Below are 15,411 nucleotides of genomic sequence, written 5' to 3' on the forward strand. Positions count from 1 at the left end.
TCAGCGATAACCGGCTTCGCCGGCCTTATGCAGTTTCGGGCTGCGTTCTTCGATTTGCTCTGGGGCCTTATCAACGGGCACGTTTGGTGCTGTGTGAACTCCCGTCCAGGCAGGCTGTAGGTTATAAGCCCATTTGACAGAATTACGCAGAACGGTCTGCACATTTGCATCGTGATAGGTTGGATAAGTCTCATGGCCGGGACGGAAATAGAAAATATTGCCAGCGCCACGACGCCAGGTCATGCCCGAGCGGAATACTTCGCCGCCCTCAAACCATGAGATAAATACGGTTTCGAGCGGTTCGGGTACTGAGAACTGTTCACCATACATTTCTTCGTTTTCAAGTACGAAGTTCTCTTCCAAACCTTGAGCAATCGGATGACCGCGATTGACGACCCATACGCGCTCGCGTTCGCCTGCCTCACGCCATTTCAATGCGCACGGCGTTCCCATCAGGCGTTTGAATATCTTGGAAAAATGTCCTGAATGAAGAACGATGAGACCCATGCCTTCGAAGACCCGCTTTGCAACGCGTTCAACGATTTGGTCATTGACGCCACCATGATCCTTATGGCCCCACCAGACAAGCACGTCGGTCTGTGCAAGCCGCTCTTCGCTTAAGCCGTGTTCCGGCTCCTGCAAGGTCGCGGTTGTCGCCTCAATGTGCGCATCCACGTTGAGGCTTGCTGCGATCGTGTTGTGCATCCCATCCGGATAAATTGAACGGACATCTTCGTTGATTTTCTCGTGAACATTTTCACCCCAGACGATAGTGCGAATAAGCACGATTATTCTCCTTGTTTTGGCGTTGTCGCCTCTGTCATTGAACTTGGGAGGTCTGCGTCAAATGGCTGTCAATTGAGCGCGCGGCCGGTTTCATCAAAGCGATGAATATTTTCCCCTGCGGGAGAAATGGAGAGTGTCTCGCCAGACTTGCGTGTTGCGACACCGTTTTCACGGACCACAAGCGGTTCCTCAAGGCCGAGATTGATGTAGATATATGTGTCGGACCCAAGAATTTCGGTATGAATTACCTTTCCTGTCCAACGTCCGCTTTCATGCGTTACCGTTAGGTGTTCAGGGCGCAGGCCGATGGTGTGTGCATCAAAACCTTGCGCATGTTCGCCTGTCAGGAAGTTCATTTTTGGTGATCCGATAAAGCCAGCTACGAACAGCGAATTTGGCTTTTCATAAAGCTCGAGCGGCGTTCCAATCTGCTCCACACGACCATCACGCAAAACACAGATACGGTCAGCCAGCGTCATAGCCTCCACCTGATCATGGGTGACATAAATCATGGTGGTATTTTCCATGCTGTGATGGAGCTTCGCGATCTCAAGTCGAGTTGCGACGCGCAAGGCCGCGTCAAGATTGGACAGAGGTTCATCGAACAGAAAGACTTTTGGATCGCGCACAATGGCGCGGCCGATGGCAACACGTTGGCGCTGGCCACCGGAAAGCTGGCGGGGGAGGCGTTCCAGATAGGGCGTCAATTGCAGCATTTCAGCCGCTGACTGAATACGGTTTTTGCATTCCTGCTTGGTTTTTCCAGCAAGCTGCATCCCGAAGGCCATGTTTTTATAGACAGTCATATGCGGATAGAGCGCATAGGACTGAAACACCATCGCAATGCAGCGTTTCGAAGGACTGAGACTGTTCACTACTGATCCGTCAATGGACAGGTCGCCGTCGGTAATCTCTTCAAGTCCGGCAATCAGACGCAGCAGTGTTGACTTGCCACAGCCTGACGGGCCAACAAAAACCATGAACTCGCCGGGCCGGATATCCATATCCACGCCCTTGATGACTTCAAAATTTCCGAAAGATTTGCGCACATTGCGCAGTTGAAGTTGAGCCATAAGTTAAACTCCTAGCCTTTGACGCCACCAGCTGTCAGACCGGAAACGATCCGCCGCTGGAAGATGAGAACGAGGATGACAAGAGGTACGGTGACGACGACGGATGCGGCCATGATGTTACCCCACGGAATTTCAAACTGGCTGCTGCCAGATAAAAGTGCGATGGCAACCGGCACCGTGCGCTGCCCTGCGGACGAGGTGAAGGTCAGCGCAAAGATGAACTCATTCCATGCTGAAATGAAGGCAAGCAGGCCTGTTGTTACCAGTGCAGGCCACATCAGTGGCATGAAAACCCGTGTAATGATTACCCAAGGTGAGGCACCATCGACGATTGCTGCTTCTTCGATCTCGACTGGCAAGTCACGCATGAAGATGGTCAGCACCCAAACGGTGAAGGGCAGCGTGAAGATCATGTAAGAAAATATTAGAGCGAGCGGCGTGTTGAATATGCCGAGAAAACGGATCAGCTCGAACAGGCCCGCAAGTACTGCGATTTGCGGAAACATCGACACTGACAAGATTGTAAGTAGCAACAGCCCACGTCCTCTGAAATTCACACGCGCCAGCGCATAGGCGGCGGTAACGGCAAGCAATAATGAAATCGCTACCACGACGGTCGCTACAAGAAGTGAGTTTCCAAGGCTTTCAATAAAGCTGCCATGGGTCAGAACGCCGGTATAATTGGCGATTGAAAAATTTTCGGGCCAGAAGTCGATCTGAAACAGGGCGGTCCCGGATTTGAAGCTCGTAATTATCGCGTAATAGAACGGAAAGACTGCAATCAGCATGATGAAGGCAACGAGCAGATAGAAGCTGAAGGTTTTCGCATGTTGCATAATGCTACTCTCCCTTGCCGCTGAGGTTTACACGCCCAAAAAACATGTAGAGGACAGTGATGGCTGCAATGATGAGAAACAGCACCGTTGATGCCGTGGCCCCATAAGCGAATTTGTCGAAATCAAAGAGATTTTCGCGCGCAAAAACCGACATGGTTTTTGTCTGGGCATTGTTTGGTGTCAGTACGTAAATCAGGTCAAAGATGCGCAACGCATCCAGCATACGGAAGATAACGGCGACCATCAGGGCAGGGCGTATCAGCGGAAGTGTCACGCGCGTGAAAACTTTGATCGGGTGAACGCCATCGATTTTAGCGGCTTCGTAAATGTCAGATGGCACCATTTGCAAACCGGCAAGGATCAGCAGCGCCATAAAAGGCGTCGTCTTCCAGACATCGACAATCAGAACCGCAATCATGGCCGTGTCCGGATTGGCGGTCCAGGCGATTTTCTGGCTGATAATGCCGAGATTGAGCAGAATATGATTTAAAATGCCGAACTGGTCGTTGAACATCCAACCCCACATTTTGGCCGACACAATGGTCGGGATGGCCCATGGTATGAGGATTGCGGCACGCACCAGTCCGCGGCCTCGAAATTGCGCATTCAACACCAAAGCCACGATCAAGCCGAACAGTGTTTCAAGGCTGACCGAGAAAATTGTGAATCGGATGGTGTTCCATACGGCATCCCACCAGGCCGGGTCCGCTAGAAGCCCGCGATAAACTGTCTTGCCGCTCTTGAGGGTTATCCATGTCAGATAATTCTTGAAGCCGACAAATTCGGCAGTCGCTAGACTGGTCAACGATGCATTGGTGAAGCTGAAATAGATGGTACGGAGCAGCGGCCATCCAGCAACGAGCGCCAAAACAAGAAGTGTCGGTGCAAGAAACAACCACGCAGACTGAATACGCTGCTTGTGGAGGTCCGAGTGGCGTCGGGTTCCCGATGCCGCTCTTGATGCATCAAGAGAGGTCTCCGTCATGATTTTCCTTTAAAAAATCTTGCGCTTGAAAATATGCGTTCGGATTGCTTGGGTCGATAATCCGAACGCCGCTTGAACAGTCCTTACCAGCCAGAACCTTCGAGTTCGGTCAGTTCGACTTCAAGCAATTCAAGGTTCTCAGCTGCGGTTCCGTTTCCGGAAAGCGTTTTATGCACCGCATTCCAAAACTTGGACGAAACCTCATTGTATTTCACCTTGGTAGCAGCTGAAGGGCGAGGGACTGCGTTTCGGAATATTGGTTTCCAGTTCGCCATAAAAGGCTGTGCTGCGATGATTTCCTGATCATCGTACAGAGCTTGAATCGTTGGAAGGCGAGAAATTTCAATAGCCTGTGTCTTTTGCACTTCGGGTGAAGCGAGATATTTCACCAGCGCAATCGCGGCATCCTGCTTTGTCGAATATTTGGATACGGCTAGGTTCCAGCCGCCAAGTGCAGAGGAGGGGGCCTCGCCGTCCGCGCCTGCGGGTAAAGGTGCGACGTCAAACTTGCCCTTCACCGCGCTGTCGTCATTGTTGCCGAGCGCATAAGCATAAGGCCAGTTTCGCATGAAAACGGCATTGCCTGTCTGCCAGACACCCCGAGATTCTTCTTCCTGATAGGCAAGCACACCTTGCGGCGAAATGGTGTTAATCCAGCCTTTTGCTCGGTCAAGTGCTGCTGCGGTCTGTTCATTATTCACCGAAATTGTACCATCGGCCTCAACGATTTGGCCGCCGCCCGATGATTTGACCCATTCAAGGGCGTTGCAGGTCAGACCTTCATATGCATTTCCCTGAAACACAAAACCCCAGAGGTCGGCTTTGCCATCTGCACGTTCTTTATCCATGATTTCTTTGGCAGTTGCCGTCATTTCACCCCAAGTTTTCGGGACGGGTTTGCCGTATTTTTCAAGCAAATCCTTACGATAGAAAAGCGCTGGTGCGTCGGTGTAAAATGGCAGAGCGACCAGCTTTCCATTCACGGTTTGCGAGGCAACGATTGAAGGAAAATGTGTGCCAGTCACATCTTTGGTGGCTTCGGTCAGATCCACAAACTGATCAGAGAGCTGTGGCGCCCAAACAATATCTGTTTGATAAACGTCGATATCGGCATTACCCGCTGCAAGCCAAAGTCGATACTGGCTGAATTGCTCGCTGCTGGATGACGGCATGGCAACGATATTGACTTTATTGCCGGTGTCTTTTTCAAATTTCGAAATCTGCTCTTGCAGGAATTTTATATTGTCGCCGGTTGAATTTGCGGCAATTGAAATTTCAGCGGCTGTAGCAAACGTTGTCGTCAGCCCAAGGGCGACACAAGCTGTAAGTCCACCTTTCAGCATATTCATTCGTTCCTCCTCCTATCCATTCAGTCATTCAAATTCATAAAATTGAAAACGGTTTGGATGGCAAAAAGGTTGCAGATAACGGAATTTATGTCAACCTACTCATTGTTTTAAGCTAATATTTCGCATAAAAATTGGATATTATATAATATTTTTAAATTATTGGTCTTTGACATAGATTGACGAAAGGTGCGTCTTTCAACATGAAAGGATGAGAAAGGTGCAAATAAATTGAAATCGTTTTAAATTAGAAATACTATTACAACTCATGCGTTATGTTCGTGTTTTTTCGAAAATTACGAGCTACTGTAATTTTTATCCATTCCGTTATCAGCACAGTTTTCAGAATTATTCTTCCTATGAAACTTCGTGAATTTGCCAAACAAGTCGGCCTCTCTGCCACCACCGTCAGTCGTGCTCTGAGTGGTTATCCAGAGGTCTCCGAGAGCACACGTAAGCGTGTGATGGATGAGGCTCTTCGTCTCGGCTACCGGCCCAATGTGAACGCGGTACGGTTGGTGACTGGCCGGGCAGGAGCGATCGGCGTGGTGATGGGGCGCAACAGCGAGTTTCATTTCGCAGAGTTCATGCGTGGGATGGCTGAACGGCTTAGTCTTGACGAGGTTGATATTCTCGTTAGCCCCACTGCCAGCAATGGTACCGATGACGAGGTGCAGCTGTGCCGGAGACTTGCTACCAGCCGGCGCGTTGATGCGATTATAATTACATCCCCCAAACCAAATGATGAGCGCATAAGACTATTGCATGAAATCGGCATGCCTTTTTTGGTTCATGGGCGATCTGAAATCGATATTCCCTATGCCTGGTTGGATATTGATAATGAAGGTGCGGTTTATCGTTCTACCGAGCATTTGCTGGACCTTGGTCATACACGTATCGCAATGATCAACGGTCGCTTTGGTTTCACATTTTCGTTGCACCGTGATGCTGGTTATCGCAGAGCACTGGAAGAAAAAGGGCTTACATACAATCCATGCCTGGTGGAGCACGGAGACTTTACGGATGAGATCGGGTATCGCTTGGCCAAAAAGCTGCTCGAACAAAATCCCAGGCCAACGGCCTTTGTTGCTGGCTCGATGATGACGGCACTTGGTATTTATCGAGCCGCGCGGTCTTTTGGGCTTGTGGTTGGGAAAGACATTTCAGTCATTGCGCATGATGACGTCATATCGTTTTTGAGCGCTGACAACATGGCGCCTTCGTTGACCGCCACGCGCTCATCTATGCGGGCAGCGGGTAAGCGTTGTGCTGATCTTCTGATGGATATTCTCGACGGGACTGTTCCAAAAGATGTCAATGAGTTATGGCCGGTTGAACTGGTTCTGCGTGAAACGGCCAAGCGACCTCCACAATAGAGACAAGCCAAAAACTGAGACATAAAGAAATCGGCTTTTCAGCTTAACGATTCTCCAATCAATTTGGTTGTATCACTTTTTAGGTGCTGGTTAAAATACAAGGGCTTGGAGCTTTATCTTTAGAGATAGCTCTATACCTGTTTTATCGGATAGCTGAATGAGCGGTATCGCAACCAGAACAGGCATTCTTAACGGTGCTTCCGATCAAATTCGGATGACTATGCGTAAGACTGCGCTCGTCATCGCTACGGTGATTCTGTGCATTCTCCTGATTTCGTTTCGCCCATTTTCGTCGGCTGTAGTCTCCGACGGCCAAGCATCCGGTGATACCATTAATCAGCTTGGTTTCGGCATCGTAGGTGTCGTTTCGCTCCTGTCGCTTGCGATGTTTGCCCAGCCCGTAAAAGTTGTGCGTCTGGTCAGCCTTGGCTGGCTTTTGATGTTTGCCATTCTTGTGGCCTCAGCATTCACCAGCCACGATCCATCAACGGCCATTCGCGGGATTATGCTGACACTGATCGGCATTTTCGCGATCATGGCCGTTCTTGCTTTGCCGCAGGATGCAGATGGTTATTCATGGATGCTGTTGAGTGCGGCATCGATTGTAATCATCATTTCTTATGGGGGCGTTGTGGCGCTCCCCAATCTCGGTACGCATGGTTTTGATGAGGTGGAGCCGCAGAATTCCTATCTCTGGCGCGGTGTCTTTACACACAAGAACATCGCCGGTCCGGTCATGGCGATTTTTGCCTTTGCGGGTATTTATCTGTGGCGACGCGGCTGGCGGGTTAGCGGTGCGCTGATTACCTTGTTTGCCTTGTTTTTCGTGGCGCATACCGGTTCGAAAACCACGGTAGCGTTAATTCCCTTCGCCATGCTTCTGGTGATTGGTCCGGGTTGGGTCGGTATGCGTGGCTTGGCACCGCTGATGATCCTCACCATTCAAGTGGTTTTTGCGCTGTTCACCATCGGCACTGTGTTGTTCGAGCCGTTACACCAGATGCTATTGAAGTTCTCTGTCGATCCGACCTTCACCGGCCGCACGTCGATCTGGGCTTTTGCAATTGAGGCGCTGCATAGTCATTTATGGCGGGGTTTTGGCTATGAAAGCTTCTGGAGTGCGGATGCTGCGAAAGAAGCTGCCAATCCCTATTATCTTGATTGGGATGTGCGCGGCATCGTGCACGGTCATAACGGCTATCTCGACATCACGCTTTCGATGGGCCTTATCGGGCTCATCTGCGCGATTGTCGTCATCATCATCATGCCGCTGGTCAACTATATGCGGTGCAGGCAAACACGCGAAAACCTGTTGTTGGCGGATTTCTTTTTGATGTTTGTCTTTTTCGGTACGCTCAATGCGATGCTGGAAAGCTTCTTCTTCCGTCGCATGGACCCGGTCTGGCTCATGCTCATCTTTGCGATTTTTGGCCTTCGCATGACGGCCAAAGTCACCATTCCGAAACGGTCTGTATAGAGGGGTTCCTGTTATAAAGGAATTGCAGGAACTGCTCTATCTTTTTGTTTTTACGCATTATCCTATGCAAAGCCGCTTCACACTTTTGCTGGAAATGCTCTAACCGGAGTTAATTATGAATATTGCGATCATTGGCACGGGCTTCGTCGCCGATTACTACATGACCACGCTGCGCAATTATCCGCAATTGAAGCTGCTCGGTGCCTTTGATCGCTCGGCAGAGCGCCTGAAAGTGTTTGCTTCGCATTATAACGTGCGCGCCTATGAGAGCTTCGAGGCCGTTCTTGCGGATACAAACGTGCAGATTGTGCTTAATCTGACGACGCCGGAAAACCATTATGCGATTTCACGCGCCGCTCTTGAGGCGGGTAAGCATGTCTATTCGGAAAAGCCGCTTGCCATGGATTTCAACGATGCCAAGGCGCTGGTTGAGTTTGCAGCCGCTAATGGACTGACATTGGCGGCTGCTCCGGCCAATGGTCTCAGTGACGCGCAAAAACTGGTCTCAAACTCGATGAGCGAGATCGGCACGCCGCGTCTGGTTTATGCCGAAATGGAAGATGGTCCGGTTTTTCGCGACAAATGGGCGACATGGCGCTCGCAATCGGGCGCGCCGTGGCCGGGTCTGCATGAGTTTGAGATTGGATGTACGCTGGAACATGCAGGCTATGCGCTCTCATGGCTGGTTTCGCTTTTTGGTCCCGTTGAAAGCGTAAACGCCTTCTCCTCGATCACCTTCCAGAACAAGGGGCCGGGAACAGAGCATCTGCACATGGCGCCGGATTTCTCCGTCGGTTGCCTGCGTTTCAAATCCGGTCTTGTTGCGCGTCTGACGTCCGGCCTTGCAATGCCGAAGGATCGCAGCCTGACAATTGTAGCTGACAAGGGTTCCATCACGGTTGATGATCTTTGGGATAACCGTTCTGCTGTCAGGCTTGAATCGACGGAAAGAAAGCGTTCTCTTCTGTCGCGTGTTTTTGGTCGCGTGGAAGCAAAGCTTGGCAAAACGCTGCCATGGAAACCGGCTGTCGGCAGCAAGCTCGCCTATCCAAAAGGCGATACGTTGAGCCTGCCTTCATTCCCGTCACAGATTGATTTCATGCGTGGCGTGGCTGATCAGGCGCGCGCCATTGAAACCGGTAAGACGGCTTTTTTCTCCGGTGCGGTGGCCTTGCACATCACCGAAGTAGCGCTCGCACTCAACAATGCCGGTGAAAATGCAGCGCCTTATAAGGTGCAGAGCAGCTTCTAATCCGGTTGCTTTGCAAGCACAGTGCTGACGATGTTTGCCACCGCTGCGCTGTGCTCAAGTGGCATGATCGGGCTTGAAATCTCGCCGCGTGTCACGGCATCGCGCACGGCTTGCGCCTGAAACTGCAATCCGTTTCCAGCAAAAGCATGGTGTTCAACCGTTCTGCCCGGCAAAGGCAGGCGGTTCAGAACCTTGCCAATCAACCCACCCGGTCCTTTCGGACCAAGGGCTGAATTTAGCACATTGTTGGAAAAAATCGTCAGACGCTGTGCTTTGAGAAATGGCGCATGGATTAGGATGGCACCGTCTGTGCCTTCAATCAGCATCTGGTTTTGACCATCCCGATCAAAGCCGCATGAGAGCTCAGCTTTGGCATTCGCATATGTCAGCATAAATTCCGTGCGCATATCGACGCCGCTTTTGGCCTTTTTCCAGCGCCCGCTGACACTCTCGGGCAGGCCCAGAAAGCTGAGCGTAAGCGAAACCGGATAGACACCGAGATCGAAGGCCGCTCCGCCGCCAAGTGCCGGATTGAAGAACCGGCTTTCCGGATTTTCTGCTCGGAAATAGGAAAGGTCTGCTTCGATGCGCTTGATCGTTCCGATGCGCCCGGCTTTGATATGCTCACGGGTGGCATGGATCGCCGGCAGAAAGCGACTCCACATAGCTTCCATGGCAAAGACATTATGTGCCCTGATTGCGGATGTGATCTCGTTTGCACCCTCTGCATCAAGTGTCAGCGGCTTTTCCGTGAGGCACGCTTTGCCTGCGGCGATTGCCTGTAATGTCTGCGGAACATGCATGGCATTGGGCGTTGCAATATAAACGGCGTCGATATCAGCGCTATTCAAGAATGCTGCGGCATCATCAAAAGCCTTGTCTGCACCGATGCGGCTTTTGAAATCCTCTGCACTCTGCATTGAGCGCGAACAAACAGCACTCACGCGCATATCACTGCTTGCCTGAATATCGGCTGCAAAGGCGCTGGCAATCGTGCCTGTGCCCCAGATGCCCCAGCGAAAATCCTTGCTGTCGCGCTGCTTACTCGTCATGATTTTACCGCCAACCCCTTCGCGAAACCCTTGTCATTCATCTGTTGTATATCGCATGATATGCGCGATTACGACCGGCTTTGCCTGCCGGGTGTCTCTTCATGTGATCAAGGTAAAAACATGGGTGGAATTGTTGTAGCCGTTGCACGCGATGCGAAGCATCACTTCTCGAAGCAGCTCGTTTCAGAGATAACCATTGTCGCGGGAGAGGGGGTTGAAGGCGATGCGCACAAGGGTGTGACCGTCAAACATCGGTCGCGTGTGAGAGCAGATCCCACGCAACCCAATCTGCGTCAGGTCCACCTCATTCAGGCAGAGCTTTTTGATGAGTTGACCCAGAAGGGTTTTGACGTTGCGCCCGCGCAGCTGGGTGAAAACATTACCACACGCGGAATTGATCTGCTCGCACTGCCCAAATCGACAATCCTCAAGATTGGTCCCGAGGTTGTTCTCCAAATCACGGGCTTGCGCAATCCTTGTTCGCAGATTGAGAAATTCGAAAAAGGGTTGTTAAACGCCGTGCTCGATAAAACGAAGAATGGTGAACTTGTGCTCAAGGCAGGCATCATGTCGATCGTTCTTGCGGGTGGAAATGTACAAGCCGGTGATAATATCGAGATTGAACTGCCGCCGCTGCCACATGAGAAACTCCAGCGTGTCTGAGCATTTAAATCGGTTAGTATTTTAGAAAAAGGCCTATCAAATTTGCGTCATATGCCCTAGATCATCCAACAATAGGATACAGACTGGCTCTGCTGGCGCTAGATAATGCGACAGCAGCAGCTAAGACAGTCCAGTCTGTCGGCTCTCTATTTCTGTATGACAAGCCAGTTGGCTTTGGTTCAAAAGGGCAAAAAATGGAAAAAGCAGATATCGGAATGGTCGGACTCGGCGTCATGGGTTCGAACCTTGCGCTGAACATCGCCGAGAAGGGCTACACTGTAGCCGTGTATGACCGCGACGAGCCTGTTCTGAACGCATTCATCGAAAAAGCTGGCGCGCTGCGTGACAAGATCATCCCTTGCGCCACTTTTGAAGAACTGGCTGACAATATCCGCAAGCCACGCCCAATCATCTTTCTGATCAAGGCTGGCGCACCCGTTGACGCTGAAACCACGCGCCTCAAGGCCTATCTTGAGCAGGGTGATATCATGATCGATGCCGGTAATTCCGATTACCGCGACACGATGCGTCGTCTCAAGGCACTTGGTCCGAACGATCCAACTTTCGTCGGCATGGGTGTATCGGGTGGCGCAGAAGGTGCACGGCATGGTCCGTCGATGATGGTTGGCGGCACGCAGGAAGCCTATGATCGCATCGCTCCAATACTTCTGGCTGCTGCCGCAAAATATAAGGGCGAGCCTTGCTGTGCGCTGGTCGGTCCGGATGGTGCAGGCCATTTCGTAAAGACCATTCACAATGGCATCGAATATGCCGACATGCAGATGATTGCCGAGATTTACGGCATCCTGCGCGATGGCCTCGGCCTGTCTGCACCTGCAATCGGTGATGTGTTCGAGAAGTGGAATACGGGTCCACTTAACTCCTACCTAATTGAAATTACTGCAAAAGTTCTGAAGGCTATTGATCCTGAAACCGGCAAGGCGATGGTCGATGTGATCCTTGACGAAGCTGGTCAGAAGGGTACTGGCCGCTGGTCGGCGATTGAAGCACAGATGCTGGGCGTTCCGGCAACCGGCATTGAAGCGGCTGTTGCTGCGCGTTCGATTTCGTCGCTGAAAGCAGAACGTCTGGCTGCGGAAAAGGCTTACAAGCCTGCGCCGCGCAAGCTTGATGTTGCTGATCAGGCTCAGTTCCTTGCAGATCTTGAGCAGGGTTTGTTGGCTGGTAAGATTGCAGCCTATGCACAGGGTTTCGCGGTTATGGCCGCAGCGTCCAAAGAGCATGGCTGGAACATTCCGCTTGCAACCACCGCCCGTATCTGGCGCGAAGGCTGCATCATCCGTTCGCTGTTCCTCGATGACATTGCGCAGGCTTTTGAAGGTCAGGAAATCGAGAATCTTCTCTTGGTTCCAGCATTCGTTGAACGTATGGGCAAGGCATCGAAGGGGCTTCGCAAGATCGTTGCACAGGCTGCATTAGCGGGTCTGCCGCTTCCGGCGCTTGGCTCGGCATTGAGCTACTTCGACAGCTTTACGCAGTCGCAGGGTACGGCCAACGTCATTCAGGGCCAGCGCGACTTCTTCGGTTCGCACGGCTTCAAGCGTGTGGACAAGGATGGTGATTTCCACGGCCCTTGGGGTAATTAAGAGCCTGAAGTTATGGTCCTGAGCGAGGATAATCACAAAAGGGCCATAATCTCAACATGACTTAAACACAGGATTCACAAAAAAGCCGCCAGTTTTGGCGGCTTTTTCGTTTGTTTTTGGTCTTAATCGGCCAAAACGAGCAGATCATGCGATGCAAAATGCACCGTCACTTTGTCCCCGCGCTGAGGCGGTGTGAGTGCCGGATCGTTGAACGTGTCGAATGATAACTGGTTCTTGCCAAGCGCCACGCGCGTGCGAATGACGGAGCCGAGGAAGTGCACATCCTCAATGGTGGCTTCAAGTGAAGTGTCGTGGCTCTTGCGCGCTTCCATACTGACCGCTTCCGGGCGCAGCGCCAATGTAACCGCTTTGCCCTTTTCGTGATGGCCAAGTTCTTCATTCACCTTGATCACGCGGCCATCGAGTTCAATGCTGTTCTGTCCCGGTTCGGCGACCGATGCTTCAAGCATGTTGAGCGTTCCAACGAAGGAAGCGACGAAGCGCGATGCAGGGCGGTTATAAATGTCGAAAGGCGTACCGATCTGGTCAGCCTTTCCTTCATGCATAACAACGATGCGATCAGAGATCGACAGTGCTTCTTCCTGATCATGGGTCACGAAAACCGTGGTGATGCCAAGCTTCTGCTGGATTGCCCGGATTTCCTGACGCAGCGAGATACGGATTTTCGCATCAAGTGCTGACAGCGGTTCGTCGAGCAAAAGAACTTGCGGCTTGGTTGCAAGCGCGCGCGCCAGTGCCACACGCTGCTGCTGGCCGCCGGACATCTGATAAGGATAACGGTCTGCTAGATGTTCAAGCCGGATCAGACCGAGCATTTCCTTGACGGTTGCGTCGATTTCCGCTTTTGACTTACCCGAAACGCGCAGACCAAAGGCTACGTTTTGCGCAACAGTCATGTTGGGAAACAGTGCATAGGCCTGAAACACCATACCGATATTGCGCTGGTTCGGCTTGAGATCAACCACATCCTTGCCGTCAATTTCGATTGCACCCTGATCGGCACTTTCAAAACCTGCAATCATGCGCAGCACGGTTGTCTTGCCGCAGCCTGACGGGCCGAGGAAGGAAACGAATTCACCTTTTTCGACAGCAAGGTTGAAATCGTGGACGACGGTATTGGCGCCGAAGCTTTTTTTCAGGTGCTTGAGATTAAGAAAAGCCATGACTGTTACCCGGCGTTTGTCTTGAATTTATTGAGGCGGGAAACGAGCTGCAACATGATGATGCTGAGCCACGTAATACCGAAGGAAATGATCGCCAGCGCGGAAGGTTCATAGGCGCGGTTGGCGCCAACGAGCTGCAGATAGGGACCAAAAGCGGGACGATTGAGCAGCGAAGCCAGCGTGAATTCGCCAATAACAATGGCGAAAGTGATGAAGGCACCGCTCATGACACCTGAGATCACATTCGGAAAAATGACCTTGAACATGATCCGGCCCCAGCCCGCGCCGAGACTCTGGGCTGCTTCGGTGAGCGTGCGTACATCAATGGTGCGCATGGCAGTATCAACAGCACGATACATGTAAGGCAGCGACAATGTCATATAGCCAAACATCAGCAGCAGGTCGGTGGCCCGCGTTGATGAGGTGAATGGCAGCCATGACGAAGAATTATAGATGCGCAGATAGCCGAACACGATAACGATGGCCGGAATGACCAGCGGCATCAGTGTGATAAACTCAATCAGCGGGCGCAAATGCGGCAGACGCAGGCGAACCCAATAGGCTGTCGGCACCACGAGTAGCACACCGAAGATGATCGTCAGAATGCCGAGAATGATCGAATAGCTGAAGGTTGCCTGAAAATTCGGATCGCTGAAAACGACTCTATAGGCATCAAAGGAGTATTCACCGCGACGCATACGAAGCGAAAATTCAAACGTGCCAATCAGCGGTACGAGGAAGTAGATCGCGCCAATGAAAAAGGCGATCCATGCACCGATTTTCTGGGCGTTAAGGCCTTTTTTCATCGTTGCCACCTTTCGGCACGCATACGCAGCCAGATGTAGATCAGGTTTGAAATGCCGGTAATGACGATCATACCCAGCGCCAGCGCGTAGCCTAGATTCTGGTTATGCAGCACATCACCTCTGATCTGTGCATAGAGCAGGATCGGAACGATGTTGAGCGATGAGCCGGTCAGCGCATAGGCGGTGGCAATTGCTCCAAAGGCGTTTGCGAACAGAAGCAGCGTCGTACCGAGCAGGCTTGGCCAGAGAATCGGGAAAGCAACCATTCGCCAATATTGCAGGTTGGTTGCACCCAGGATCGAAGAAGCTTCACGCCATTCTTTCTTAAGGCCATCGAGAGCAGGGGTCAGAATGAGCACCATCAGTGGAATTTGGAAGAACAGATAGGTGATTGTCAGACCGAAGAAACTCAACAGATTGAAGCCGGTCGAATACAAATTGAAGCCGAACCACTCACGCAACAGAATGGTTACGAAGCCGGTACGGCCAAGGGTCGCAAGAAAGGCGAAAGCCAGCGGAACGCCAGCGAAATTGGATGCAACGCCTGAGAATGTCAGCACCGTTGGGCGCAGCCAGCGCGGAAGATTGCCCAGCACCACGGCCCAGGCCAGAAAGAAGCCGATCAACGCGCCACCGAGCGCGGATGCAAGGCTCACTTTGATAGAAATCCAGTAGGCGCTGAGAATCTGCGGCTGGAAAAGATCCTGAACGTTTTTAAGAGTGAAATTGCCGTCCGGATCCTGAAAAGCGCCGACAATAAGATACATCGTCGGCCAAAGAAGGAAAAGTATGGCAAAGAGGAAGAACGGAGCAACGCCAAGCCACGATAGCGGCAATTGACGCTTTCGCACCTGCTTAAAAGGTACGTCTGTATCGGCTGTTGAACTCATATGTTCTTTCTTAGGGCGCGTTTTCGATCTTATGGGATCAAATCGGCACTCTATATCCTTTATTTAAAGCATAATCGA

Annotated in this window: 14 protein-coding genes; 5 read left to right on the forward strand and 9 right to left on the reverse strand. The window is 51.6% G+C overall.

Going from position 1 to position 15,411, the window contains the following annotated elements; translation table 11 throughout:
* The 5 genes from H5024_RS16105 to H5024_RS16125 form a co-directional block, all read right to left on the reverse strand.
* Entirely contained in the window at window positions 1–786 is a 786-nt protein-coding gene (locus H5024_RS16105; protein ID WP_187548131.1) for a ThuA domain-containing protein, read from the reverse strand.
* 68 nt (window positions 787–854) lie between these two features.
* Window positions 855–1,859, reverse strand: coding sequence for an ABC transporter ATP-binding protein (locus tag H5024_RS16110; RefSeq protein ID WP_187548132.1), 1,005 nt, complete (start codon window positions 1,857–1,859; stop codon window positions 855–857).
* A gap of 11 nt (window positions 1,860–1,870) precedes the next feature.
* Window positions 1,871–2,698 (reverse strand): carbohydrate ABC transporter permease, encoded by an 828-nt coding sequence (locus H5024_RS16115; RefSeq protein WP_187548662.1) that lies wholly within the window; start codon window positions 2,696–2,698, stop codon window positions 1,871–1,873.
* A gap of 1 nt (window position 2,699) precedes the next feature.
* On the reverse strand, window positions 2,700–3,680 hold the full coding sequence (locus H5024_RS16120) for a sugar ABC transporter permease (protein WP_187548133.1): 981 nt from the start codon (window positions 3,678–3,680) through the stop codon (window positions 2,700–2,702).
* An 83-nt stretch (window positions 3,681–3,763) separates the two neighbouring features.
* Window positions 3,764–5,029, reverse strand: a complete 1,266-nt coding sequence (locus H5024_RS16125; RefSeq protein ID WP_187548134.1) for an ABC transporter substrate-binding protein — start codon at window positions 5,027–5,029, stop codon at window positions 3,764–3,766.
* Between the two features lie 356 nt (window positions 5,030–5,385).
* Between H5024_RS16125 and H5024_RS16130 the strand changes: the two genes are divergently transcribed.
* The 3 genes from H5024_RS16130 (at window position 5,386) to H5024_RS16140 (ending at window position 9,131) form a co-directional block, all read left to right on the forward strand.
* Window positions 5,386–6,402: a substrate-binding domain-containing protein gene (locus H5024_RS16130; protein ID WP_187548135.1), complete on the forward strand. Its 1,017-nt coding sequence runs from the start codon at window positions 5,386–5,388 to the stop codon at window positions 6,400–6,402.
* 214 nt (window positions 6,403–6,616) lie between these two features.
* A complete protein-coding gene (locus tag H5024_RS16135; RefSeq protein WP_247875368.1) occupies window positions 6,617–7,879 on the forward strand; it encodes an O-antigen ligase in 1,263 nt (420 codons plus the stop codon).
* A gap of 115 nt (window positions 7,880–7,994) precedes the next feature.
* On the forward strand, window positions 7,995–9,131 hold the full coding sequence (locus tag H5024_RS16140) for a Gfo/Idh/MocA family oxidoreductase (protein WP_187548137.1): 1,137 nt from the start codon (window positions 7,995–7,997) through the stop codon (window positions 9,129–9,131).
* Here the strand turns inward: H5024_RS16140 and H5024_RS16145 are convergent.
* Complete coding sequence (locus tag H5024_RS16145) at window positions 9,128–10,183, reverse strand: Gfo/Idh/MocA family oxidoreductase (RefSeq protein WP_187548138.1); 1,056 nt, start codon at window positions 10,181–10,183, stop codon at window positions 9,128–9,130. The two genes, H5024_RS16140 and H5024_RS16145, sit on opposite strands and share 4 nt — an antisense overlap.
* A gap of 120 nt (window positions 10,184–10,303) precedes the next feature.
* Here H5024_RS16145 and H5024_RS16150 point away from each other — a divergent pair, with 120 nt between their 5' ends.
* Both H5024_RS16150 and gndA read left to right on the forward strand, forming a co-directional pair.
* Window positions 10,304–10,846 (forward strand): MOSC domain-containing protein, encoded by a 543-nt coding sequence (locus H5024_RS16150; RefSeq protein WP_187548139.1) that lies wholly within the window; start codon window positions 10,304–10,306, stop codon window positions 10,844–10,846.
* Between the two features lie 194 nt (window positions 10,847–11,040).
* A complete protein-coding gene (gndA, locus tag H5024_RS16155; RefSeq protein ID WP_187548140.1) occupies window positions 11,041–12,453 on the forward strand; it encodes an NADP-dependent phosphogluconate dehydrogenase in 1,413 nt (470 codons plus the stop codon).
* 122 nt (window positions 12,454–12,575) lie between these two features.
* On the opposite strand, the gene H5024_RS16160 is transcribed toward gndA, so the two are convergent.
* The 3 genes from H5024_RS16160 to H5024_RS16170 are packed head-to-tail and all read right to left on the reverse strand — an operon-like array spanning window position 12,576 to window position 15,333.
* Window positions 12,576–13,637 (reverse strand): ABC transporter ATP-binding protein, encoded by a 1,062-nt coding sequence (locus H5024_RS16160; protein ID WP_187548141.1) that lies wholly within the window; start codon window positions 13,635–13,637, stop codon window positions 12,576–12,578.
* Between the two features lie 5 nt (window positions 13,638–13,642).
* Window positions 13,643–14,443 carry an ABC transporter permease gene (locus H5024_RS16165; protein WP_187548142.1) on the reverse strand — a complete coding sequence of 267 codons (801 nt, stop codon included), beginning with the start codon at window positions 14,441–14,443 and terminating at the stop codon, window positions 13,643–13,645.
* Window positions 14,440–15,333 carry an ABC transporter permease subunit gene (locus H5024_RS16170; protein WP_187548143.1) on the reverse strand — a complete coding sequence of 298 codons (894 nt, stop codon included), beginning with the start codon at window positions 15,331–15,333 and terminating at the stop codon, window positions 14,440–14,442. The genes H5024_RS16165 and H5024_RS16170 overlap by 4 nt, the downstream gene beginning before the upstream one ends.
* Between the last annotated feature and the right edge of the window lie 78 nt (window positions 15,334–15,411).

The sequence above is a fragment of the Ochrobactrum sp. Marseille-Q0166 genome (assembly GCF_014397025.1).
Classification (GTDB): Bacteria; Pseudomonadota; Alphaproteobacteria; order Rhizobiales; family Rhizobiaceae; genus Brucella.

Excerpts from the sequence above, each read along its gene's own strand:
- H5024_RS16110 (WP_187548132.1), bottom strand. The coding sequence starts at position 1,859 with ATGGCTCAACTTCAACTGCGCAATGTGCGCAAATCTTTCGGAAATTTT.
- H5024_RS16120 (WP_187548133.1), bottom strand. The coding sequence starts at position 3,680 with ATGACGGAGACCTCTCTTGATGCATCAAGAGCGGCATCGGGAACCCGA.
- H5024_RS16125 (WP_187548134.1), bottom strand. The coding sequence starts at position 5,029 with ATGAATATGCTGAAAGGTGGACTTACAGCTTGTGTCGCCCTTGGGCTG.
- H5024_RS16130 (WP_187548135.1), top strand. The coding sequence starts at position 5,386 with ATGAAACTTCGTGAATTTGCCAAACAAGTCGGCCTCTCTGCCACCACC.
- H5024_RS16135 (WP_247875368.1), top strand. The coding sequence starts at position 6,617 with ATGACTATGCGTAAGACTGCGCTCGTCATCGCTACGGTGATTCTGTGC.
- H5024_RS16140 (WP_187548137.1), top strand. The coding sequence starts at position 7,995 with ATGAATATTGCGATCATTGGCACGGGCTTCGTCGCCGATTACTACATG.
- H5024_RS16145 (WP_187548138.1), bottom strand. The coding sequence starts at position 10,183 with ATGACGAGTAAGCAGCGCGACAGCAAGGATTTTCGCTGGGGCATCTGG.
- H5024_RS16150 (WP_187548139.1), top strand. The coding sequence starts at position 10,304 with ATGGGTGGAATTGTTGTAGCCGTTGCACGCGATGCGAAGCATCACTTC.
- gndA (WP_187548140.1), top strand. The coding sequence starts at position 11,041 with ATGGAAAAAGCAGATATCGGAATGGTCGGACTCGGCGTCATGGGTTCG.
- H5024_RS16160 (WP_187548141.1), bottom strand. The coding sequence starts at position 13,637 with ATGGCTTTTCTTAATCTCAAGCACCTGAAAAAAAGCTTCGGCGCCAAT.
- H5024_RS16165 (WP_187548142.1), bottom strand. The coding sequence starts at position 14,443 with ATGAAAAAAGGCCTTAACGCCCAGAAAATCGGTGCATGGATCGCCTTT.
- H5024_RS16170 (WP_187548143.1), bottom strand. The coding sequence starts at position 15,333 with ATGAGTTCAACAGCCGATACAGACGTACCTTTTAAGCAGGTGCGAAAG.